The sequence below is a fragment of the Zooshikella sp. RANM57 genome, assembly GCF_050749885.1.
In the GTDB taxonomy this organism is placed as follows: Bacteria; Pseudomonadota; Gammaproteobacteria; order Pseudomonadales; family Zooshikellaceae; genus Zooshikella.
Window position 1 is genome coordinate 41397 of the sequence record NZ_JBOIUB010000007.1, and the last position, 23659, is coordinate 65055.

The 23659-nt window shown below is 38.0% G+C and carries 21 protein-coding genes; 17 read left to right on the top strand and 4 right to left on the bottom strand.

Annotated features, from left to right (window positions below; all coding sequences use genetic code 11):
- Positions 1–327 precede the first annotated feature (327 nt).
- Entirely contained in the window at positions 328–714 is a 387-nt protein-coding gene (locus tag ACQ96U_RS15345; protein WP_215820382.1) for a Mor transcription activator family protein, read from the top strand.
- An 87-nt stretch (positions 715–801) separates the two neighbouring features.
- Positions 802–1293: a DUF523 domain-containing protein gene (locus ACQ96U_RS15350; RefSeq protein WP_431722133.1), complete on the top strand. Its 492-nt coding sequence runs from the start codon at positions 802–804 to the stop codon at positions 1291–1293.
- A 35-nt stretch (positions 1294–1328) separates the two neighbouring features.
- Here the strand turns inward: ACQ96U_RS15350 and ACQ96U_RS15355 are convergent, their stop codons facing one another.
- Entirely contained in the window at positions 1329–2492 is a 1164-nt protein-coding gene (locus tag ACQ96U_RS15355; RefSeq protein ID WP_431722134.1) for a diguanylate cyclase, read from the bottom strand.
- Between the two features lie 172 nt (positions 2493–2664).
- Here ACQ96U_RS15355 and ACQ96U_RS15360 point away from each other — a divergent pair, with 172 nt between their 5' ends.
- Positions 2665–3156 (top strand): DUF2721 domain-containing protein, encoded by a 492-nt coding sequence (locus ACQ96U_RS15360; protein WP_431722135.1) that lies wholly within the window; start codon positions 2665–2667, stop codon positions 3154–3156.
- A gap of 61 nt (positions 3157–3217) precedes the next feature.
- On the opposite strand, the gene ACQ96U_RS15365 is transcribed toward ACQ96U_RS15360, so the two are convergent.
- Entirely contained in the window at positions 3218–3667 is a 450-nt protein-coding gene (locus tag ACQ96U_RS15365; protein ID WP_431722136.1) for a VOC family protein, read from the bottom strand.
- A 582-nt stretch (positions 3668–4249) separates the two neighbouring features.
- Between ACQ96U_RS15365 and ACQ96U_RS15370 the strand changes: the two genes are divergently transcribed.
- Both ACQ96U_RS15370 and ACQ96U_RS15375 read left to right on the top strand, forming a co-directional pair.
- On the top strand, positions 4250–4876 hold the full coding sequence (locus ACQ96U_RS15370; RefSeq protein ID WP_431722137.1) for a c-type cytochrome: 627 nt from the start codon (positions 4250–4252) through the stop codon (positions 4874–4876).
- Between the two features lie 61 nt (positions 4877–4937).
- Positions 4938–5639 carry a hypothetical protein gene (locus tag ACQ96U_RS15375; protein WP_431722138.1) on the top strand — a complete coding sequence of 234 codons (702 nt, stop codon included), beginning with the start codon at positions 4938–4940 and terminating at the stop codon, positions 5637–5639.
- A 99-nt stretch (positions 5640–5738) separates the two neighbouring features.
- Here ACQ96U_RS15375 and ACQ96U_RS15380 read toward each other — a convergent pair whose 3' ends face one another.
- Positions 5739–7001: a 6-phosphofructokinase gene (locus ACQ96U_RS15380; RefSeq protein ID WP_431722139.1), complete on the bottom strand. Its 1263-nt coding sequence runs from the start codon at positions 6999–7001 to the stop codon at positions 5739–5741.
- Between the two features lie 1097 nt (positions 7002–8098).
- Between ACQ96U_RS15380 and mpl the strand changes: the two genes are divergently transcribed.
- From mpl to ACQ96U_RS15395, 3 genes are all read left to right on the top strand, one after another.
- Entirely contained in the window at positions 8099–9475 is a 1377-nt protein-coding gene (gene mpl, locus ACQ96U_RS15385; RefSeq protein WP_431722140.1) for a UDP-N-acetylmuramate:L-alanyl-gamma-D-glutamyl-meso-diaminopimelate ligase, read from the top strand.
- A 93-nt stretch (positions 9476–9568) separates the two neighbouring features.
- The gene (locus tag ACQ96U_RS15390) at positions 9569–10174 is read left to right on the top strand and encodes a flavin prenyltransferase UbiX (RefSeq protein WP_431722141.1); all 606 of its coding nucleotides are present in this window, start codon (positions 9569–9571) and stop codon (positions 10172–10174) included.
- A 393-nt stretch (positions 10175–10567) separates the two neighbouring features.
- Positions 10568–11152 carry a hypothetical protein gene (locus ACQ96U_RS15395; RefSeq protein WP_431722142.1) on the top strand — a complete coding sequence of 195 codons (585 nt, stop codon included), beginning with the start codon at positions 10568–10570 and terminating at the stop codon, positions 11150–11152.
- A gap of 221 nt (positions 11153–11373) precedes the next feature.
- On the opposite strand, the gene ltaE is transcribed toward ACQ96U_RS15395, so the two are convergent.
- Positions 11374–12393, bottom strand: coding sequence for a low-specificity L-threonine aldolase (ltaE, locus tag ACQ96U_RS15400; protein ID WP_431722143.1), 1020 nt, complete (start codon positions 12391–12393; stop codon positions 11374–11376).
- A 175-nt stretch (positions 12394–12568) separates the two neighbouring features.
- Between ltaE and ACQ96U_RS15405 the strand changes: the two genes are divergently transcribed.
- The 9 genes from ACQ96U_RS15405 (at position 12569) to ACQ96U_RS15445 (ending at position 23659) form a co-directional block, all read left to right on the top strand.
- Positions 12569–14002: a PLP-dependent aminotransferase family protein gene (locus tag ACQ96U_RS15405; RefSeq protein ID WP_431722144.1), complete on the top strand. Its 1434-nt coding sequence runs from the start codon at positions 12569–12571 to the stop codon at positions 14000–14002.
- Positions 14003–14824: 822 nt separating this feature from the next.
- On the top strand, positions 14825–15628 hold the full coding sequence (locus ACQ96U_RS15410; RefSeq protein ID WP_431722145.1) for a sugar transferase: 804 nt from the start codon (positions 14825–14827) through the stop codon (positions 15626–15628).
- Positions 15629–15674: 46 nt separating this feature from the next.
- Positions 15675–16295, top strand: a complete 621-nt coding sequence (locus ACQ96U_RS15415) for a hypothetical protein (protein ID WP_431722146.1) — start codon at positions 15675–15677, stop codon at positions 16293–16295.
- A gap of 109 nt (positions 16296–16404) precedes the next feature.
- Positions 16405–17373: a polysaccharide biosynthesis/export family protein gene (locus ACQ96U_RS15420; protein WP_431722147.1), complete on the top strand. Its 969-nt coding sequence runs from the start codon at positions 16405–16407 to the stop codon at positions 17371–17373.
- On the top strand, positions 17373–19007 hold the full coding sequence (locus ACQ96U_RS15425) for a GumC family protein (RefSeq protein ID WP_431722148.1): 1635 nt from the start codon (positions 17373–17375) through the stop codon (positions 19005–19007). The genes ACQ96U_RS15420 and ACQ96U_RS15425 overlap by 1 nt, the downstream gene beginning before the upstream one ends.
- Positions 19004–20146: a glycosyltransferase family 4 protein gene (locus ACQ96U_RS15430; protein ID WP_431722149.1), complete on the top strand. Its 1143-nt coding sequence runs from the start codon at positions 19004–19006 to the stop codon at positions 20144–20146. Before ACQ96U_RS15425 ends, ACQ96U_RS15430 begins: the two co-directional genes overlap by 4 nt.
- A gap of 87 nt (positions 20147–20233) precedes the next feature.
- Positions 20234–21571: an O-antigen ligase family protein gene (locus ACQ96U_RS15435; protein ID WP_431722150.1), complete on the top strand. Its 1338-nt coding sequence runs from the start codon at positions 20234–20236 to the stop codon at positions 21569–21571.
- Positions 21555–22502, top strand: a complete 948-nt coding sequence (locus tag ACQ96U_RS15440; RefSeq protein WP_431722151.1) for a glycosyltransferase — start codon at positions 21555–21557, stop codon at positions 22500–22502. Before ACQ96U_RS15435 ends, ACQ96U_RS15440 begins: the two co-directional genes overlap by 17 nt.
- Positions 22496–23659, top strand: coding sequence for a glycosyltransferase (locus tag ACQ96U_RS15445; RefSeq protein WP_431722152.1), 1164 nt, complete (start codon positions 22496–22498; stop codon positions 23657–23659). The genes ACQ96U_RS15440 and ACQ96U_RS15445 overlap by 7 nt, the downstream gene beginning before the upstream one ends.

The window sequence follows — 23659 nt, forward strand, 5'->3', positions numbered from 1 at the left end:
TACCTACTAATAAAGTTAGCCTTAATTGACTTTTACATAGTGAGAAGTCATATGCTGTAATTTCTAGTGTTTAAGCCATCATATACTAGAGCAGTAGATGTTTTTATAAAAAATAAGGACTACTTGGTTTTCGTGGTCTAGTCTGGTCGCACTGTAAAAGAAATTTATAATACTTGAGACTTGTATAGCAAATGCAATCCTTTGAAGCTGGTACATTGAAGATAATCTCTGCTTGACACAAATTCATTTCTAGGGATTTTTTTCCATATTAACTGATTATCAGCTAACACATTAGCTTAGTTCCTGAAAAACAATCAGGAGAAAACAATGCAAGGGATTGACTTTAGTTTAATCAAGGTAGATAAACTTCCATTAACCTTACAGGAATTGGTTGATTGTATTGGAATAAAGCAAACATTCATTCTGACATTAAAATATGGAGGAAGACCGTTATATATTGCAAAAAATCCTGATCGCTCAGTTCTACAGTCTTTTTTAGATGAGTATGCTGTAAATGCATTATCCGAGCGATTTTCAGGAACAACCTTAGAAATTCCAAAAAAAGACCATTTTTTTCGCCAGTTACGAAATCAAGCGATTGTATCTGATACTGAAAAAGGGGCATCACGTCGAGAGCTAGCTGTAAAATATGGACTTTGCCTCCGGCATATTGGAAATATTCGCAAGTCATGTGATGAAATTAGAAAGCACTAAGCGATTATCATGGTAAGGTAAAGTCTCGATGTTGTAGCGAAAAAAATGTATAAAGGCTTAGGGCAAACTCGTTTTTTATGAGAAGTAATGAAGTCATCATCTAAAAAAATCTTAATAAGTGCTTGTTTGTTAGGTGAGCCGGTCAGATATGATGGGAAAAGTATTTCGTTTAAGGACAGGAAGATTCGCTATTTTCAGCAACAAGGCTACCTTGTACCTGTTTGTCCAGAAGTTATTGGCGGGTTACCTATACCGAGGGAACCCGCTGAGATTATCAAAAGTGTTGGTGGCTTTTTTGATCAAAAGGTAATCACTAAAGGAGGTAGTGATGTTACTGATGCTTTTCAGCGTGGAGCAAACAGAGCCCTGGAAATAGCCTTGCAAAACAATGTGATGGCTGCATTGTTGAAAAGTAATAGCCCATCTTGTGGTAATTTACAGATTTATGACGGTAGCTTTTCTGGTCGACTGATTGATGGCTTGGGTATAACTGTAACTGTGTTAAAAAAAGCGGGTATACCTGTATTTAATGAGATGCAGATTGACTTACTCTGTGATTTGATTGAGCGATCAGATTAATGTTGGGTAGTTGATAATCAGCGAAAAACTGTCTATTACAGGTTTTCTTTGTAGCTAAGGCCAAAGATGACGGCCTGATTCCGACCATGGGCTTTGGCCGAATAAAGCGCTTGATCTGCGTCAGCAAGTAGCTTTCTTACGCTAAGATTGGGTCTTGCGTAGAGTAGTCTGGAGCCGCAACTAATGGTAAGTTTTTTAGTAATTTTTGAGGCTTCATGAGGTATTTCCAAAGCAGCAATGCTAGTTACAATTTTGTTACTATGTTCTGATAATGCATTCGCATCAATATCATAAAGCAGGAGTGCGAACTCTTCCCCACCATAACGTGCGACAAGGTCCAAAGGTCTTCGGGCGTGGTGGGTTAATTCGATGGCAATTCGTTTTAAGGCATGATCTCCTGCGATATGCCCATAGTAATCGTTAAAAAGCTTAAAGTAGTCAATATCAACTAAAATCAGCGCTAGGTTTTTCTTTTCTCGGCAAGCTTGTTTCCAGAGTTTTACAAGGTGGTGGTTAAGCGTTCGGCGATTGGGGATGCCTGTTAGAGGGTCAGTCTCTGCTTGTTGACTTAGCAACTCTTCAATTAAAAAGAATTGTCTGTTTTGAAACTCTTTATAATAACCAGCTCCAACACAGAATACGATTGAGAATAAAAAGAAAATAAAATAATCAGACTGTATAAAAATGATGGTTCTTTCAGGATTAAACGATAATACGCATGCTAAGACAATCAGTGAAATGGCAATGCAGTCTCGCCAAATTAGGCCTGAGAATATATAGGTATAAAGCAAAATAAAAAAGAAAATAAAGTGTTGGCTAATACTCGAAGATGTAGTCATTTTAGAAAGTAATGGAATAGTCAATAAAAATAGTAAATTGAAAATAAAAAGTGACACACGAGAAAGGATGTGAAGTCGCTGAACGAGTATTCCTGCAGAGGCTAAAATAACACTCAAAACGAGTAATGCACTTAATAGTATGACTGCCAGTCGGCTACCAGGGAAAGTAATGAATTGCGTGATGTAATAAATAGCTACTAATAAAACAATGTGGGTGGTGAAGAGTTTTACAAAACGGTTTGTTGCATCGTAGTGATGTCGAAATAAGCTTTCAATATCTGTGTCAAAGTGTAACTGAATACAACCTCTTAGGTATTGGCTGCCTAGTTTGTCATAAACTTTGTTATGCGCAGTTTTCATTGCTGCACTCTATGTAAGAAACACTCACTTAATGTTACTAGGTAGTTACCGTAGTATTGCGTTATCGCTTTAACAGGTTGATATCTGTCAGTATAGACTGAGCTGAGTAGCATATAATGGCCAGTATACGGAGTTTCCAGGTTTTAACGTCTAAATAGATTTGTAGTCAGCAATGAGTGAACTTACTGAAATCTCATCATTATTAAGTGCAATTATTTCTCCTATTGTATTAATTTCAGGAGTAGGGTTAATTCTCTTAACCCTCACCAATCGTTTGGGTCGTGCGATAGATAGGACTCGCACATTAGTCTTAGCCATCAAGCAAGGTAACGAAACTATTTGTAACCCCAGAAAACAGTTGGCTATCCTTTATCGGCGTTGCTTGTTATTACGCTCATCGATGGTTGCTCTCTCTTTTAGCACCCTTTTTGCCTGCTTGATTATTATCTGCTTGTTTATTTTGCACTTTTTCCACATTTCAACGACCGCGTGGATCTTTGTATTTTTTGGTTGCAGTATTATTAGTGTACTTATTTCTGTGGTGCTATTTATTTATGACCTCATCCTTAACTTGCATGCCGTGAGTTTTGATGTTCGCCTGGTGTGTGATGAGCTGTCAGATACTGAGAGTATGCGAGAGTTAAGTCAAACAGTTGCTCATTAAAGGCTTGTAACGCCAATCAACTCTTACGACTCTATTGCTCACCTTTATACCTTTAGCTCATTTAACTTGATGGGTTGAAGGTATTATAGCTCCTTTCTTCATCAGCTGACTTTGCTCCTGGGCCTAGTGGCTGTCCATAGCTGAACTCAATAAAGTTACCGTTGGGATCAATAATTCCACAATAGTACCCAACAGGGTAAGGTTCTTCTCGTGGAGACCAAATTAAGATACCATCCTCTTCTGCTTGTTTAGCTAGTTGGTCTACCTTAGCCTTACTTTCGACAGCAAAGCCCAAGTGACCATAACCTTGATCAGTTGCGTTGCGTTTGGGGCCATCAGACATTATGACTAATATAAGTTCTTGCTCTCGACCTTTCTCTGCCATCCATACGATATCCTTCGATGCATGTCGTTCGTGAATAATGTTGAGTTGACAATACGTTTGGTAAAACCTTATGCATGCTTGAAGGTCTGCAACATGAAGCGCTATATGGGTCAGGTTGGGTTGCATTTTAAAAGTTCCTTTTGCTATAAATTAATCCACACTGTGAGTTATGAAACTTTAGACATGTCTTTAACTATATCTTGTTTAGATTAAATAACAGTGATAGTTGATTTGGTTTTGCTTTAAAAGGCGTATTCCTAATTTTTAAATCTCTTTTTAATTGATTGGCTTTTATTAATGGAAATTCAGATGCTGATATTTAAGAGGTTTGTTTTGAAAGGAAGTGCGACCATAAAATAGGCTTGATCTCATTAAGCTGAACTTTGCTTATAATTATTAAATATGTCTTTAAAGCTGTATAATTATATTTATAATAACGTTCTTAAGAAATAAAAATGTTGTATAGCGCTTTTGCGGGTATGCAAAAGTTAAGTAGCTCGATTTGTTACAGCTGAATTTTATATACATAAGGCGTGATATTTTAGTTTATAAAGTTGGTTATAAATTGACTGACATAATGTATGAATGTTCTTCTTTACAAATTATCGCCAAAAACAATCTATTTCATTGCTTAATGTGGAAATAGTTGTAGTAGAGCTGCTGTTTGAATTTTTAGAAGTATAAGTAGCATGTAGCAGGGGAATAAATATGCGTTTTATCGTCGTTATTTGGAGTATGCTGTGGATGTCATCCGGGAGTGCTGCAGCGATAGAGAAGGGTGTGCTTGAGTTATTAAAAGAACGAATTGATGATAAGCCGCATCACGCTCAAACGGTTAAAAGTGGTCAAGAACGCGCTATTTTGTGTGGCTATTGTCATGGTAAAGATGGTAATAGTGTAAAAAATTATATTCCAAATTTGGCAGCACAAAATCCAGAGTATTTGGTTAATCAGTTTGAGCAATTTGCGAAAAAGCAACGTAAAAATTATGTCATGGAACGGTTGGCTGCAAGTTTGTCAGATAGTGAAAAGGTTAATCTTGCCTTGTATTTTGCTAGTTTAACGGTAACCCCTCGGACTACTGAACACCCAGAACTTGTAGCTGAAGGAAAAACGGTGTTTTCTCGCATATGCTATACTTGTCATGGCAAGGATGGTTTGGGTAAAGAGAATCTTCCTCGACTCGCGGGTCAACCAGAGGAGTATATTGTGAAAACGCTGCATTACTTCAAAAGTGGCCAGAAACGTAATGTGGATTCTCCTATGCCAGGAATTGTAACCCAGTTAACAGATCAAGAGATTAAGGCGGTAGCAGCTTACATCACTAGTATGTGAGATGCTCGAGCTGTGGTAGGGTTGCATAGGACTCAATAAGCATAATAATGATGAACTTGTTATGGCTATGCAGCTTTGCCCATTCCTGCGTAAACAGTTTCAATTTAAACATAAATTGATTTGGTTGTTTTGTAGCCTGATCATTTCAGTACAGGCGTATAGTGATACTAATATCCAATTGTGTAATTTCTATACTGAAAATGTATATAGAGGACTAGGACTTTTTTTTAGTGAGGCCGCTCACATTGTAAAGGCAGCCCCTGTCAAGCATTATGCATTGTTGGAAGATATGGAGGAGCAACGTAAATTTTGCCTTTTTTCAGCGGGACAGACCATGAACTCGCAGCGTTATTTATGCCATATCAGTGAGCAATTGTTATTAAATCACTATTCGTACCTTGCTCAACAACAATCAATAAACGTAGAGGATAATAAATTACTTACTATTCCTTTAAGTTCATTAGTTGCGGATAAAATCCGGCGCTATTGTGCTTATCAGCCAGAAATAATCAAATACACACAAATTTTATCATTACAACTTCCTGTATTGATTCATAATAAAGTATCTGAGCCTGAGCAACAAATCTCTCAAGAAAAAGAAAGTAAACAAAAACTGTCTTATCAAATTAAAGTCAACAGTGACCTTTCATTTACTTTAAAAAGTCAGGAAAAGTTAAATATTTGGCCACCTTTTCAATACTATCGGTTAGGTGGAAAAACGATTACTTACCAGTTTTCCAACCATATTGCTGCACGTCCTTAAGGATGATTTTTGTTGGTTTAACCGAATTTTATAGCATAGAGTGAATAAAAACCCCTATTAAGGGGTTTTTTATTAAGCAACAAGGTTAGGCAATGAACCCTAGACTTTGAATAAGCGAGACAATTTTTTCGGTACAAAGGTGTGTTTCAGGTCGGTGTAGACAGGCATACCATTGTAGTAGGGAGGGTAGTCTTCACCTTGAATGAGTGGTTCAAGGTATGTTTTGGCTTCTTGAGTAATATGGTAGCCATCATCTGTGATAAAACTTCTTGGCATTAGTTTTTCCTGGTTGGCTACCTCTGCCAGTGGCGCTTCGCCAATAGTCCACTGGTAAGGTGTTCCAGGTTGTCTTACGATGGTTGGCATAACTGCATTCTTACCTGCTACAGCAAACTCAACAGCAGCTTTACCCACGGCATAAGCTTGTTCAACGTCAGTTTTAGATGCGATATGACGTGCTGACCGTTGTAAGTAGTCTGCTACTGCATAGTGATACTTATAACCCAGCTCATGTTTAATCATTTTGGCAAGGATTGGTGCTACACCTCCTAGCTGTAAATGGCCGAATGCGTCTTGCTCTGTTGTGGCATGAAGCATCCGTCCACCCTCGTAGCAGGTACCTTCTGATGCAACAATAACGCAATACCCTTGCTTTTGAACAACTTCTTTAACACGCGTCAAAAAGCGTTCTTTATTGAAAGCTATTTCAGGAAACAAGATAATGTGGGGTGGATCACCATCTTGGTAGCTAGCAAGTCCTGCAGCAGCAGCAATCCAACCAGCATGGCGTCCCATCACTTCCAAAATAAAGACTTTAGTAGATGTTTCACACATCGAGATAATGTCTAACGCCGCTTCTTGAGTAGAAATGGCTACATACTTTGCTACTGAGCCAAAGCCAGGACAGTTGTCAGTGAGTGGTAAGTCATTATCAATGGTTTTGGGAATCCCAATACATGTAATGGGGTAACCCATCTTCTCACTCATTTGAGATATTTTATAAGCGGTATCTTGAGAATCACCACCACCATTGTAAAAAAAGTAACCAATATTGTGTGCATAGAAAATTTCAATTAAACGCTCATACTCAGCCTTACTTGTCTCAAGATCTCTAAGTTTATAACGGCATGACCCAAATGCGCCTCCTGGCGTATGTTTTAATGCCGCAATTGTTCGATCTGTTTCTAAGGTCGTATCGATGAGTTCCTCTTTGAGAGCACCTAAAATTCCGTTATGGCCAGCGTAAACCTTGTCAAATAAATCAGGATACTGACGAGCAGTTTGAATTACAGCGCATGCAGTAGCATTGATGACTGCTGTAACTCCGCCCGACTGGGCATAAAAGGCATTTCTCTTTGCCATGCAAGGTTACTCCAGAAGTGTTGGTTCAGTCTTTGTGGATGTTCTTCACTGCTCATAACAAACAGTAATGAAGGGGAAAGGAAAACTGAGGGCGTTCCTTCTCCTTGTAACTTTTTGGTAATTGACAGTGTTTGTTACCCTTTCTACAGACATACGATTATCGCTTTTGCCATAGTGTTTACTACAATGCTCTATTTCTCGATACCTTGCTGTAAACAGATATACATAATTGTTAGACAGTACACCTGACAGTAGCATAAATATAATTTTGTCTGTGTAACTCAAAATTAGCATAAGTCGCTTAGTTAAGAGTAAGGGTTTATATTGTTGTGCGGCGAATAATAAATGAAAACGAAATGTTTTGCATGGTGCAATATTATGCAAAATAAAATTTTGGTTAAGAAACCTAGTGCATTAATTATTGTCGATAAAGTGATGGCGGTTTACCTTGTTTGTAGACAATTAATAAAAACTGGATGCTGACTATAAGGTTTTATTGATAAATTGGAAGCATTTACCCTTTGTGAATCTATTTCGCTTTTTAATTATGAGGCTGTATTCAAAAATAAAATAATCGTTAATGTTCATGTAAATTGGTTTGTTGAATGTCTATTTTTCATATAAATGAGTTAGTGAATAAAGGTAATTTATTTTTTAATTTAAGTCATTCTTTGGCACTGAGATGACCATTTAAAGAGAGTTATGTTTATTTTGCTTAACGCTTAAGCTTTTCTGTCAGGTTACTGATATTTTTGCTGCTGGAGTGTCATTAGCTTAGATAAATGTTCCTTTTGCTAAAGGTTTTATAGTTTGCTAAACCTGTTTAGTTTATTGTTGGGCACAATGTTGTATAACAGGCCGTAAAGGCCAGCAAGAACTTTTTTGAGGGGGGCTGTTGGCGGTGTGTTCCGCTCGAAGGAAAAATTGAGTCAAGCCGACAAAATTGACTCTTTCATCAAACGTTGGCTAATGTCGAACACCCCTTCTCTTCATGTGTTTATTTCAGAAGTGAAAACTACTCGTCATCTGCTAATAAGGGTAGGATAACCATGTTGAGTGGTGATGAGTTGTTTCCTGAGTATTAAGTTGAGAGTGAAATGCATATACATATATTAGGCATTTGTGGAACATTTATGGGGAGTTTGGCGCTTTTGGCGAAAGCAATGGGCCATAAAGTGACTGGCTCTGATGCTAATGTCTATCCACCAATGAGTACCCAGCTTGAGCAGTCAGGAATAACAATTCAGTCAGGTTTTGAATCAGCTCACTTAGAGCCAAGGCCAGATCTCGTTGTTATTGGCAATGCAATCTCTCGTGGGAATGCGGCAGTGGAGTATGTTTTAAATGAGCAAATTCCCTACACCTCAGGCCCTCAATGGTTAGCAGATTATGTACTTCAAGATAAGTGGGTATTGGGTGTTGCTGGTACTCATGGGAAAACTAGCACGAGCAGTATGTTAGCGTGGATTTTGGAGTATGCAGGAATGTCTCCTGGCTTTTTGATTGGGGGGGTGCCAGAAAATTTTGGCGTTTCTGCGCGTTTAGGCGAGACACCTTTCTTTGTGGTTGAAGCAGATGAATACGACTCGGCTTTCTTTGATAAGCGGTCAAAATTTGTTCATTATCATCCGCGGACATTGATCTTAAATAATTTAGAATTTGACCATGCAGATATTTTTTCTTCACTAGAAGATATCCAACGACAGTTTCACCATTTAGTGAGAACTGTGCCTGGTGATGGGCTTATTATTTACCCTGCAAGCTGTCCTGCATTGGAACAAGTAATGACACAGGGTTGTTGGAGTGAGACACAAACCATCGGTAGAGAGTGGCAAGCGCAATTACAGGATGCAGCAGGGCGTTGTTTTAGCGTAATCCATCAAGGAGCACCTGTTGGTGAAGTCAGCTGGGCACTAACAGGGCAGCACAATGTTGAAAATGCGCTTGCCGCAATTGCCGCCGCACGACATGTCGGCGTGGTTCCTGCCCTGGCTTGTGAAGCACTGGCGAAGTTTGTCAATGTAAAACGGCGGATGGAGTGTATCTATGAAGATGAGCGCGTGACAGTTTATGATGATTTTGCCCATCACCCGACGGCTATTACGACAACCTTAGAGGGATTACGTAAAGCGGTAAATGATGACCATATTATTGCTATTCTTGAGCCACGTTCTAACACCATGAAAATGGGCATTCATACAGAGCAATTAGCGGCTTGTGTGAAGGCTGCAGATGAGGTTGTTTGGTTTGAGCCTGAAGGCTTGAAATGGTCACTGGACGATGTCATGCAGAAAAGTGAGGTTATGTCTTCAAAGTTTGATGATGTAACGGCAATTGTGGAGTATGTTTTACACCGTTTGCTTGAACTTGAGCGTGCTTCAACTAAGACACATGTACTGCTTATGAGTAACGGCGGTTTCGGTGGAATTTATCAACAGCTGACAAAAGCGTTATCGCAAAACAGTGCATCATAAGAGAGAAGCTGCCTGCCAGGTTTAAATACGCAACTTGTTATAGTTATACTCATAAAAAGTATATGATGTCGTTTTATTTAAAGGTAATAGTTCATGCGGGTGACATTAGCGATAACAGGTGCATCTGGAGCTCAATATGGTTTAAGGCTTCTTGAAGTACTTTTAAGCAATGGGCATCAAGTGTATCTCATGGTGTCAAAAGCTGCACATGTCGTTATTGCTACAGAAACAACATGGCAGTTACCTGCTCGACCTGCAGAGCTTGAAGCTGAGCTGGTTAAACGCTTTGCTATCGATCCTTCATTACTCCATGTATTTGGGCGTGAACAGTGGATGGCGCCTGTGGCATCTGGTTCTGGTGCGCCCAGTGCGATGGTTATTTGTCCTTGCAGCACGGGTACATTATCAGCGATTGCAACGGGAGCATGTAATAACCTTATTGAGCGAGCTGCGGATGTTGCACTTAAAGAACGTCGAAAGTTAATTGTAGTGCCAAGAGAGTCACCTTACTCTGCAATACATTTAGAAAATATGCTGAAAATAACCAACATGGGGGGGGTGATTTTACCTGCTTCTCCGGGCTTTTATCATCAGCCAGAGCATGTCAGTGATTTGGTTGATTTTATTGTTGCAAGAATACTTAATCAGTTAGGAATCGAGCAGCAATTGCTTCCACGTTGGGGGGAGCAGTTTTCTTAGTGCATTTCCATAAAACACCACAAAATTAGAAGACATGGTAACGTTTTCTGGTCAATACTATTACCCTAAAATACCGTCACTGTGGGTATATTTACGCACACTACTTTTTTAACTGAGCGTCTATAATTCAGTGATCTTGATCTATAAGGTGGCTTGTATCACTGTGTATAGCATTATCATGCATACCCTGGCTGAAAAGCATCTCTTCAAATAGAGTGGAATAAGTAGCGTATTTAGTTGTGATTGTTCACACATACGTTTAATACTATAGGCAGGCAAATTATGTGCGATTTTTGTCACATCAACTTGCAGATATAGTTCCAAATTGGATGATTTTTTTATGATAGTATGACATTAAAAATGAACATCATTTGTAGGGATTATTTTGCAAGTATGCCAATTATAAAATATGTTTCATGGTTTTTTGGGGCTGTTCTACTGCTGAATTTATCAGCCGTTTGGGCTGGTGAAAAAGAAGCTGTATTAACAACAGATGCTGAGCAGGTTATTAATGCTTATATGGATGCGTACATTCATAAGGATTATTTACAGGCTGCCAGTTATCATCAGCCGCAAGCACTTGAACAACAGCGTAATTACTTTTTAACCGAGTTGCTTGCGCATGATGCTTATTTGGCAAAACAGCTTTTTGGGCAAGAGTTTGGTAATGAAAGTGCCTTAAGAGCGATGGATAGTAAGAAGTTTTTTGCTAAACTTTCAGCGCTAGTGTTGGGAGGAAATGTTATTGATAACTTTCCTACACAATCAATAACCCCTAAACTGGAGGGGATACTATTTCCGCAGCCAGACTTGGCTTATGCAATTTTTAAAGTTGAAGCACAAGTCAAAGGCAAAGGTAAATTAATTCATTTTAATGTATTTAAAACGCTACGTTTGCAGATGTATGCTGATCGATGGTATGTCGATATTCCTGAAGAATTTGGAGTATTTAAGGCATCACTTGAATATGAAGAGTAGAGATTGCTATTAAATATTTCTGTAGTTTATCGGACTTTTTCTTTTTAATATTACTCCTGTCTTTTGTGCGTATTGGGTATGTATGCTGTGTTTCAGTAGTAGATTAAACTGTATTTATAAATCTTGCGAACCAATTTATATGTAATGGATAATACACCTAAATTGATTCGCGAAAAGCTGGAAAGTCGTTTGTCCTAATTTTAAATGTTTATGAATTAAATTTAAGCATTCAATAAATACGATCTAATGTGTTTTATTAGCGTGTTTACTGAGTGAGTAGTGACATCTTTGTGTGTTACAAAACGAATTGGGTTAGATTGACTGATAAGAATATCATGCTGTTTTAAATAAGCTGCAAGCGCTGTTGTCGATTCCTGTTGCAAGTGAGCGAAAACCATATTGGTTTGTACTTTAGTCATATCAACAGAAAAAGCATCTAGTTTGTTAAGTTCATCAGCTAGGTATTTAGCATTGTCATGATCCTCAGTTAATCGATTAACCTGCTCAGTTAATGCGATAATGCCTGCAGCAGCAAGTATGCCGGCTTGGCGCATCCCTCCACCAACAACCTTTCTCCAGCGACGAGCTGTATTAATGAAATCTGCTGTGCCTGCAATGACAGAACCTACAGGGGCAGCCAGCCCTTTTGATAAACAAACGGAAATAGAGTCAAAGTGTTGACAAATTTCTTTTACATTGAGCTTTTGCTTTACTGCAGCATTAAAAACGCGCGCTCCATCCAAGTGACAGTTTAAGCCATGTTTTCTGGCTAAAGCTGTTGCCTCTGCGATATAGCTTTGAGGTAAAACTCTTCCCGAGTGGGTATTTTCAAGACAAAGCAAGCGTGTTCGTGCGAAGTGAGGATCTATCGGCTTGATTACAGACTCAATGCTATCCAAGGGAAGAGTACCGTTTTCACCTTCCATTATAGGTTGAGGCTGAATGCTGCCGACAATAGCTGCGCCGCCGCCTTCAAATTTGTAAGTATGGGCATTTTGACCCACGATATATTCATCACCGCGTTGACAGTGAGCCATTATAGCGATGAGATTACCCTGGGTGCCTGAGGGGACGAAGAGTGCTGCTTCGAAGCCTAATAGATCGGCTGCAAGCTTTTGTAATTGGTTGACTGTTGGATCATCACCATAAACATCATCACCCACAATAGCTTCAGCCATGGCTGAGCGCATTTTTGTTGTGGGTGTTGTAACGGTATCACTCCTAAAATCTATCACTGACATGTTTTACCTCTCTTAACTGGCCCTAGGCTAAGTATCTCGAGTAACGATCAAACTCGTAAGTTATAGTAAAGAAAAAGTAATGGTATAAATAGATACAGATCGGCTGTTATTGAACGTAACAGATTAACCAACTTAAGTGGCGATCACTTAATTTAATAGGTACTATCGTGCGGCCATGAAACAATTGCTGTATTTATCGTTAGCTCAACAGATATGTAAACAAATACATTCAGGTGTATTTACCGCTGGCCAGCGTTTGCCTTCAGTTCGTGTATTAGCGCAGCAAATGAATATGAGTATTTCGACAGTCCTACGTGCATATCAACTTGTAGAAGATAAAGGATTGATCGAGGCTCGTCATAAATCTGGATACTATGTAAGCAGTGACTTGATTACACTTCAAATGCAATTGGAGGAACAGAAACCAATCTCTCCGGAGTGGGTTACAGGATCAACATTAATTGTTGATTTAATGGCTAATGCCACAAAAGAAAACTTTCTTCAGTTTAGTACAGCACAACCTGCTGAAGATATAGCTGCCAATAAAGAAATTAAGCAGAATATGTTACGGATACTTCGTGATAATCACTTAATACTATCAATCAACTCAGAACTAATCGGCTCACTAAAATTAAGACAACAACTTGCTTATCGACTAACTAGGTTAGGTATTTTAGCCAGTATAGAAAATATTTTAATAACAACGGGTTGTCAAAGTGCAATGATGTTGTGCTTGAAAACATTCACTCGACCTGGCGATGTTGTTGCTATTGCAACACCTGCTTACTATCGTATTTTACAGTTAATGGAAGTACTACAGTTAAAAGTAGTAGAAATTCCAACACATTCATTTTCAGGTATTGATATTCCTTTACTACAAAAAACATTAAGTGAATGGTCTGTTAAGGCTGTGATTGTTAGTCCTACCGTTGGTAATCCTTTAGGGGAATCAATGTCAAAGGAGAGTAAACAACAATTATTAACACTCATTGAAGAAAAAAATATACCACTTATAGAAGATGATGCTTTTGCTGATTTAAGTTTTGAGCAGCCTCGACCTGAGCCAGTCAAAGCGTTAGATAAAAAGGGGATGGTTTGGTATTGTGGTACTGTGTCAAAAACCATTAGCCCTCAGCTCAAAGTAGGGTGGATGGTTATGGGAAAACATGCTGATAGGGTTATTTATCAGCATTCGTTAATGGGTATTACCCCTCCGTACTTGAACCAATTAACCGTTGCTGAATATTTATCTCAAGACAAGTACCAAAAGCATATACAGCATGCAATCTTAATTTATCAGCAACGATACTTTCAGGCAGTTAGTTTAGTAAAAAAACACTTTCCCAAAAATATAAAAGTTTCTTCTCCAACAGGTGGTTTTGTTTTATGGATAGAGCTACCAAAGCATATAAATGCCACAGAGATTTATTTTAAGGCAAAACAGCAAGGTATTTTAATAACACCTGGAGAGCTATTTTCCGTGCAAACAAGTCAATATAAACATTGTTTTCGTATTAACTTTGCTCAGCCCTGGACTGAAGATAGAATAAAAGCAATGAATTGGCTGGGTCAATACATAGAACGACTAGACAACCAAACGATTAGCTAATGGTCAGCATAATATTTTTTTAATATGGACTCTTATCTATGGATGGGGTTGTGTTACATTGTAAGGTTCTTTTGTTTGTTCGGTCATATAATATTAATATGTTGGTGGTTCTCTTGCTCTATACTCCAATCAAATCATGATAAGAAATTAGATTTAATTGCGTAAAGAATTAACTAATTAGTGCCGTAAAGTAGATATTCATAATTGAATATGCCTTGAGTGTAATTCTTTATGAAAGTTTAAGTTAAATGGATGATTTAACATGGTGGCGTGTCGATAAAATATGATAATCTAGATTCTTGACTGTTTGATAAAATTAGTCTAGCAAGGAACCTTTTTGTTGTAATTTAGTTGACTATAATTGTTACTGTTCTTATCTCGCTCTAAGAAAAGTAGATTCTAGCAAAGTATTTAATGTGACGGCGGTAAGTTATTTAAAATATAACCAGTTATTTTTGCTGATATGAAAAATAGTAATATTTAGTTTTTGTAGTCATGTTTTTTTAATGGCCGAGATTTGTTAAGTGATTTGGTATTAATATAACCTGTATGGGTTTTAATTTATGTAAGTCATCTATTGTCAGAAATGGATATTTATTGTGTGGATGGCTACGTGGATAGTATGTCTTATACTTAGGTGGCTGTACTATTATATACTTACTTATAAGGGTTTAATCTATCGATAGGAGTGAATATATTTCTCATTGTATTTGTTTGGTATTATAATGTTCATATTAATATAGGTTTAGTTTGTAATACGGATTGGTAGTACGTTGTTTAAGGGACTCTAACATCATTGAGTAGTATGAGGGAGTTGTATGCGTGAAATTACATCGGGTAATTGAACGTTTATTACTAAATAAACTTATATCAAAATCAACAGGTGAATATGGGGGATATGTTCTTTATAGACCTGTTCAGGATGATAGGCGTAAGGACGTTGAGTTAAGATCAAAAATTGAGTCTGCTGCTCGTTGGGTTTACGCTCAAGAAATGGAAACCGTTGAGCCAAAGTCTGCATGGGCATTATCAAAGAGCAATCAGGTCTGGAGTTCGATTGTTGCTTGCTTAATCCTTATCATTTTATTGCCATTGTTCTTATTTATTGCATTAGGTATTAAATATACGAGTTATGGACCTGTATTTTTTATCCAAGAAAGAACGGGTTATAAAGGTAGACGCTTTAAAATGATTAAGTTTAGAAGCATGGTTCCTGATGCGGAGGATCTTAAAAGACATTTTTTTCACTTAAATAAGCACGGAAAGCACGCAGTGGATTTTAAAATCGATAGAGATCCTCGAGTAACTCCTTTAGGTGAGTGGCTAAGACGGTTTAGCTTGGATGAGTTACCTAATCTATTTAACATTATTAAAGGGGATATGCGTTTAGTTGGGCCTAGACCGACTTCATTCTCAGCTCAAAACTATCCAGACCAGGGGCTGGTTCGGCTAGCCGTTTATCCAGGAATGACGGGGCTATGGCAAATAAGTGGGCGAAGTCAACTTAGCTTTGAAGAGCGAGTACAGTTAGATTTACAGTATATTGAAAATCAAAGCTTTTTATTTGATTTAAAAATATTATTGCTAACACCTATCCGGGTTTTAGAAGGAAAAGGGGCTAGTTAGTATAGGGATCTAGTTTGTTACAGGGAAGAGTGGGGGAAGTCTAAAAATGCTAACAATTCCCTGTCACCTGAGTTTTACAAGCTCACTGATGGAAAGAGACCAAGCATCGCTTTTCTTTACTGCACCACATTCCAAAGCGGGTTGTTCATCTAGTATTGCCACAATCGCTAATGCAATTGCTCGACACATTTCTCATGGTATTTTGGTAATAGATGGGCATCAGGGCCTTACCAGTTTAACTCATCAGTTTCTTTCTTGTCCTCAGAAAGGTTTTTATAATTTAGTATATGCTAAAGAAATACCTGATATTAATCCATTTATTTTTAAAGAGCCAAAAGGGATGAGTTATGACTTTTTACCATTTGGTCACGACTATCCATTTCAACAGCCACTTGAGCGACAGCATATTAAAAATTTGTTGAAGGCGTTAGCAAAATTATATAAATATATATTGTTTGATGGCCCACCTGTATTTTCCTCTCCAGAAGTCGTGACGATGGCTGCACAGTTTGACGGAGTCGCTTTGGTTCTTCAAGCAGAAAAAACACGATGGGAAGTAGCTCAAGCAGCCGTCGACCGGTTACAGCAAGGAGGGGCTAATGTATTTGGCGCTGTCTTAAATCAGCGTAAATATTATATGCCCAAGTGGGTCTATGACTTGCTTTAATCTAAAATCTCCAGCTATCAAAAAAAATCAACAATGTACTAAGTTCGCATTGGGATGTTATAGCAAAGTAGGTCTTTGTAAAATATTTCTTCTTTGCAATTTATTTTTAATGAGTGGTTGTTTTTTACAACCCACAATAAAATCCTTCAAGATGCCTGCAGAATTATTTGGGAAGACGGGGCAGCATATTCCTGATCAACGCCTGTTAGATAAACATGAGTTACAACCTGAAGATGTACTTGATATTATTTATCATTTTGACATTAATTCGAAAGGTATTTATCGAATAGCAACGCATGACCAACTCGATATAAAATTCATTACGGCACCTGAATTTAATGAAAGTCATAGAGTGAGGCCCGATGGTTTTATTTCGTTACCTTATATTGGTGATGTGAAAGTTGTGGGGCTAACGGTAGAACAGTTAAAAGGACGTTTAGCTGATTTATACAAAGAGATTCTGATTGATCCGCTGCTTTATATTACGGTGCCCAAATACCAAACTAATATCAAAGAGCTTAAGCAAAACTTATATCATCCTACTTATGGACTCAGTCGAGAGATTTTGGTTCGAGGTGATCTTAGAGCCTCTTTTCCCCTTATTGGTGATATCGATGTTAAACATAAAACAGTTAATAATTTAAGAAAAACACTTAATGAACGCTATGGTCGGTTAAATACAGCATTACAGGTTGATTTGTTACTTAAACGGACTCAGTCAAGTAAAGTTTTTGTGTTTGGTGAAGTAAGACAGCCTGGAGCATTTCCTATTCAAAAACCTATTTCTATTTTATCGTTAATTGCGCTTGCAGGTGGTGCGTCTACTGATGCGGAACTTGGTTCTGTGTTAACACTGCGTCGTGAGCAAAATGAAATGATGGCCCGAGTATATGATATACGTGAGTCTATACGTACAGGGAAAGCGGCTATTACTTATTTGATGCCAGATGATATTGTTTTTATTCCTAAAACACGACTGGCTGAAACTGCAAATATTACACGGACATTGAGTGACGTTATTTTGTTTAATGGTATTGGTTTTTCATTTAGCTACCGCGTTGATAGCAAGGAAAACTAATGATTGAAAAGTCTAGAAAAGAAACTTCTGAAAATTATTTGCATGAGTTTTTGCGAATATTTTTTGCCAATCAACAGTTAATAAAAAGAGTTTTTATTTTATTTGTGAGTATTAGTATATTAGTACCTGTTATTGTTGAAGATCATTATGAATTAACGGGTGAGGTATTAGTTTTATCAAAAAAATTATCACAGTCAGATGCTGATACAGTGTTAACAGGGGATACTGATAAATTTGTACCACTTACTGTGATTGATATGGAAACAGAGAGTAACATCCTTCGATCTACAGGGTTGATTAGAACCACCGTGAGTGAGTTGTACCAAGCAGGAAAGCTATCGTTAGCCTCACTCGAGGCTGCAACATGGTTAGGTATCGTTTTTGAAAATTATATTATAAAGCCATTACAACAGTACATTATTCAGCCTATGAGTCAGTTGCTGGGAGTGAAAGAGAAAGATATTCAACATCTGGAAATAGATAAGCTTACTACAGATGTACTAGAAAATTTAACTATTGAACCTGTTCCTGGTTCTAATGTTATTAATGTCACTTTCATTTCAGTAAACCCCGAGCAAGGCGTTATATTAGTAAATAGTCTACTTAATAACTATCTATTAACTAGGGATCAGTTACAGTCTGCAGAATTGCCCTATGATTTGTTCAAAAAAAAGCGCGATCATTATCGAGAGCGTTATGCAGAGCTGGAAAAGATGAAATTGGATTTGCTAACAAAGTACCAAGCTGCAAATCCGGAACAAGAACTTATTCAGGTACTTGCCAGTTATGATGATGAGCAGGAAAGTTTATATGACTATCTAGATACTCATTTAGAAAAACAACGCTGGGTTGAGTATTTAACGTTACATTTACAGCATTTGAAAAGTACAAGCCAATTAACAGAATATACATTTCCTTATACATTTACAGAAACTGCTGGTTCTGTGGCTTATGATGATAAAGAAATTAGATTACAGTTGGAAGAGGTTTCGAAACTAGTAGGTGAGTACTCTAATGCTTCTATGTCATTCAAGGCTGACAGTTTGAAAATTAAGCGTATTAGTGCTCGTTTGGCAAGGGAGCGTAATGCATTATTAAAATTATTTACTAATCGTATACAACAACGTCAAATGGAGTTAGCTGTACTTGAGGAAACAATTACAGCAAAGCAGCAGCGCCTAAAACAATATGAAACGCGTATTGATGATTTACGAAAAGTCGCTTCTCGGATTGAACAGGTAGAAACAGAAATAAAAGCGATGAATGAAGCTTTTTTTTCTTATAGCCAGCAATTTGAAGAAAAACGTATGATGCAGTTAGTTGATAATGTTAGATTATCTAATGCAAGAATCTTAAGCAGGCCATTTATTCCCGCTGAGCCAGCTTTTCCACAACTAAAAATAATTTTACCAATAGGTGCTATGACAGGATTTCTCTTGGCACTTGCAATTGGCTATCTTCGTGAATTTTTTGACCATACATTTAAACAACCAAGCCATGTCGAGAAATATCTAAATATTCCAGTTTTTGCTACATTAGATGACGTCTCTAAAAGGAAAGAGCCTTCCCAATTTGAGCATGGGGTAGCCAGTTTTATTGGGAGAATGAGGAAAAAATCTAGGTCAGCAACATGAAGGCGTCAAAAATAAATAATAATGACAAATCATTAGGAAAGGCGTTATTACATATAATAAGTAGTAGTGGTTACTATGGTGCTGAGCATGTTTTGGTTCAGTATTGTCGTTGGTTAACAGAGTATCATCATTACATTTTGTGCTTATGTTCAGATCATAAAACCTTAGATTTACTTGTTCAGGAAATGGAAACAGAAAATACATCTGTCTATGGTGTTGTAGGACATAAGCTATCATTATTAACACTGGTTAAGTATAGCCGCCAGTTATTGATAAACAAAAATATAACAGCAATTAACTGTCATGGCTATAAAGAGTTGTGGGTTGCTTTATTTGTCTCATATAAGTTGTCAATACCTATCATTATGATTCAGCATGGGTTTACGCGACGAAGTGTTAAGATGCTCTGTTATCAATGGCTAAATATACAATGTTGTCGATTTAAAAAAGTTTATAAAGTGATATGTGTAGCTAATGAAATTGCCGATATTTATTTAGCAGGAGGCGTTCATAGCGATAAAATCACCATTATTCCCAATAGTGTGGATATTATGAACAAAGCACTGTGTGAGAATATTGCTGAAAATGTTATAGATAGTGAAAGTTATTATATGTTTGCATTTGTCGGAAGACTAAGTGTTGAAAAAGGTCCCGATTTATTTTTGAAAGTTTACCACTGCTTTCTGCAATGTTATCCACAGGATACTCCGGTAAATGCTGTAATTATTGGCGATGGCCCATTTCAGCAAAAACTGGTTAAAGTAATTGAGCAAAATGATAAATGGCAAGTTAAGTGGGTAGGGTATCAGTCAGAAATTAAGCATTGGCTGCAACGTATAAATATTTTACTAATAACATCTAGAAACGAAGGTACACCTCTTTGTGCATTGGAAGCAATGGCTATCGGTGTGCCTGTCATTGCTTTTTCTGTAGGTGGATTAGTGGATTTAATTGAGCATGAACAAACAGGGCTATTAATTCCACCAAATGATATAAATTGCTTTGCTGATGCAATGCATCGTTTATTACACGAGGATAAGTTACGTGAAAAAATAATACAGAATGCGCAGGCTAAGGTTAGGCTGCTTAATAGTCAAAGTCGGGAGAGGTTAAACACATGTTATCAGCAACTTATCTAAAGGCACCCTTAAATCTACTTTGGGTGGTTAATGATGCTGCTTTTTAGATGTTTTAGTAGCATTATTTTTATTACGTGCGTGGCATTAATGTTAACACCTTATGCTTGGCTTGCACCATTTATTGCTTTAAGTTGTGTAGGTATAATTCTTTTATATCAACATCCGGCATGGGGGCTTTTAGGTTTAATTTTTTTAGTACCTTTTGAAGGCATTTTTGAGGAGACACGGTTTTTTACAGGCGCTAAAGTATTAGGTGTAGCTTTATTATTGATTGTTGCCTGTCAACTTATTCTAAGACAAATGCCTATAGAACGTTTACGCTCATCATTGTGGCGTCCTTTGGCATTATTTTTACTCCTTTATACGATTAGTGTGTTGCACTCTGATTATTTTGAGCTTTCTCTCAACAGTTTTCGCCAAATGTTAACGGCGATTGCTGTTTTTGTGTTAACACTTTTGTTGGCTGAAGAACTTCGTTTTAAGGTGTTAATGTCAACATTAGTGTTTGCTGTGGCTATGACAGCATTAATTGCGTTATATCAGACTTATACGAGTAATAATCGTGCCATAGGCTTATTAAAAGATCCTAATTATTTTGCATTGTTAATCAGTGTGGCTATTGCGATGGTGGGATATTTAGTTCTTCATCAGCGTCACTGGCTAGTAAGTCTATTTTGGGCGGGTGTTTTAATCGTTTTGTCACTTACGTTTATGAAAACATATTCACGTTCGGGTGCATTGGTTTTACTGATCGTTGTTGGTTTTGCTTTATGGCATTATCGAGATTATTTTCATATGCTTCGAGCACGGCATTTAGGTTGGGTATTGCTGTCATTAGCAGTTGCTTTACCTGTTGTACACGTTTCAATACCAGAAGATTATAAGCAGCGCTTATTTTCACTGTTATCCTTACAAAAAGGTATCAAATCATTTGATGATCGCTCATTAGGGCGACGTGCATCCTATTTAGTTGTGGGTTGGCAGTCGATTAAAAATAATCCATGGACTGGAACAGGTCCAGGTTCTTTTCCTGTGAACTATGCTTATTCAGGATATGCCAGTGCATTTTCACTAAGTCGCAGAGAACCAGAATTGTTTAGACGTGCACATAATACTTATTTGGAGCTTGCTGTGGAGAGTGGAGTTGCAGTGAGTTTGTTATTTTGCTGGTTGGCCTGGCGTGGGTTAGTCAGTTATTGGCAAGTAAGAATGATGGCTCTTCAGAAACAACGGTTATCATTAGCATCCAGTGTGACTCATTTAGGGCTGGCATTTTTGGCGTTATGTATTTTTCTGCTCTTTTTGAGCGCGCCTAATCATAAGTATTTCTGGTGTATGCTTGCTATTGCTGAAGTTGCACGTCGCTATTGTGAAAAACAAAGCAATGCTTTGACTGAAGAGACACGTCATGAAGCATCGTTATAGCATTATCATGCCTATGTTTAATGAAGCTAAGAATATTCCGTGTTGTTTAAGTGCGATGTTAGATGCAATTCAAGGACGAAAAGAGTGTAAGTTAATTGTTGTAGATAATGGTTCTACAGATGAAAGTGTAAAACTGGTTCAACAACAAGGCATTAAGGTTCTAGAAAAAAAACAATTGACCATAGGCCAACTTCGTAATGAAGGTGCAGTGGGCGCAACAGGCGATTGGTTGGTTTTTGTTGATGCGGATATAGAAGTGCCTGGTGACTGGTTTAGTTTTGTGGATGGCGTTATAGAAGAAGGTTTTGCACAGGCCTTTGCGTTTGTGGATATCGCGCCTGAGAGTGCACCTTGGTATGCCAAAGCTTGGGCGCTAAGGGTGTTAACACGACGAGGGCAAGTGACCTCTGTGGATACACTTCCGGGGCGTAACTTGATAGTGTCACGCGAAGTTTTTGAGCAAGTGGATGGTTTTGATAACGGGCTGATTACTGGAGAAGACAAAGACCTTATTCGACGTTTGCGTGGGCAGGGTGCGAGTGTGCTTTCAATACCTCATCCTAAATTGCTTCATTGGGGTTATGAGCAAAGTTTTTATAGTTGGCTAAGAAAGGAGTTCTGGCGACAAAGTAGTCACAGGGATTTGATCTATAAGTATGGTTGGCCATGGCGACTGGTGCGTTTTCCTCTCATGGCATTATTGCACTGGATGTTTTTTGTTTTGGTACTGGTAGCTTTGTATTGGAACTTTTGGGTCGTAATACTACTGCCTTTGTTGTTTGTGCCCAGTTTATTCTTAAGCCTACGGTTGCCAAGTGCTTATTTAAAATTCGAATTGATTGTACAACTAACAGTGCTTTATAGCCTTCGTTTTTTGGTGGCAGGGATTGCTGTTATTTGGTTTTGGTGTAGGCCTCAGAATACATGTTGATGGGGTTGTTTGGGTTAATTATTCTATTGGTTGCCTATACCTATGTAGGTTACCCACTGTGTGTATGGCTAATGGCCCACTTTGTAAATGTAAAGTCTCCAAAAAAAGATGATGATGTTGATATACACGAGGTGGGGCGTGTTTCTGTGATTATTCCGGCACATAATGAAGCCCAGTATTTAAGAACTAAAATACAGAGTATTCTCACTCAAAGTGCGGTTGAATATATTTTTGAAATTGTTATTGCGGATGATGGTTCAACGGATAACACGGCTGAAGTGATTAACTATTTGAATGATCCGAGAATAAAATTAATCACTCTTTCTCGACAAGGAAAAGCGGCTGCATTAAACACAGCCGTTGAATTATCTTGTGGGGACTTATTGGTGTTAACTGATGCGGATAATCTTTGGCAACAAGGAACATTACAAGCATTATTAGTGCCTTTTCTTAACGAAAAGGTGGGTGCTGTAGGTGGTAAACTGGAGTTTCCTGCGGTGCATCAGCAAGGGACAAGTTGGGGGGATCGTTATTATCGTCTTTTTGAAGGCTGGCTTCGACAACAAGAAGATAAAGCGGGTTGTCTCATTAACCTGGACGGAGCTCTGCTTGCTATCCGCAAAAGGTTGTGGCAGCCTGTGCCTGCAGGTGTAACGGATGATTTTTTTATTAGTACTGCAGCGTTAGTGGCAGGCTATCAATTAGTCTGGACCCCTCATGCCATTGTTGAAGACCATAGCACTTCAAAGCCAAGACAACAGTTCCAGCGTCGAGTACGCATTACTTTGCGTGGTTTGCAAAGCCTGTGGGCCAGAAGGTCACTGTTGAATATACATCAACTGAAACTTGCTTGGGCCTTATTAAGTCATAAAATATTACGTCGAATATTACCGTTGTTTATCCTTTTATTATTACCCTTAAATCTAATGTTATTAACATACGGATGGCTATTTAAGGCATTTTTTATTATTCAGCTAATGGGTTATCTGATCATGGTACTGGTGCTTTTATTACCAGGATTTCATTGGCCAAAGCCCTGTATTTTTATCGCATTTCTTATTCAGCAATTAGTAGCCATGAGCTGGGCATGTATTTTATTTGTCAGTGGTCATAGAGTTCTGCAGTGGACGCCAGATGCGGGACGACAAGTGAAATAA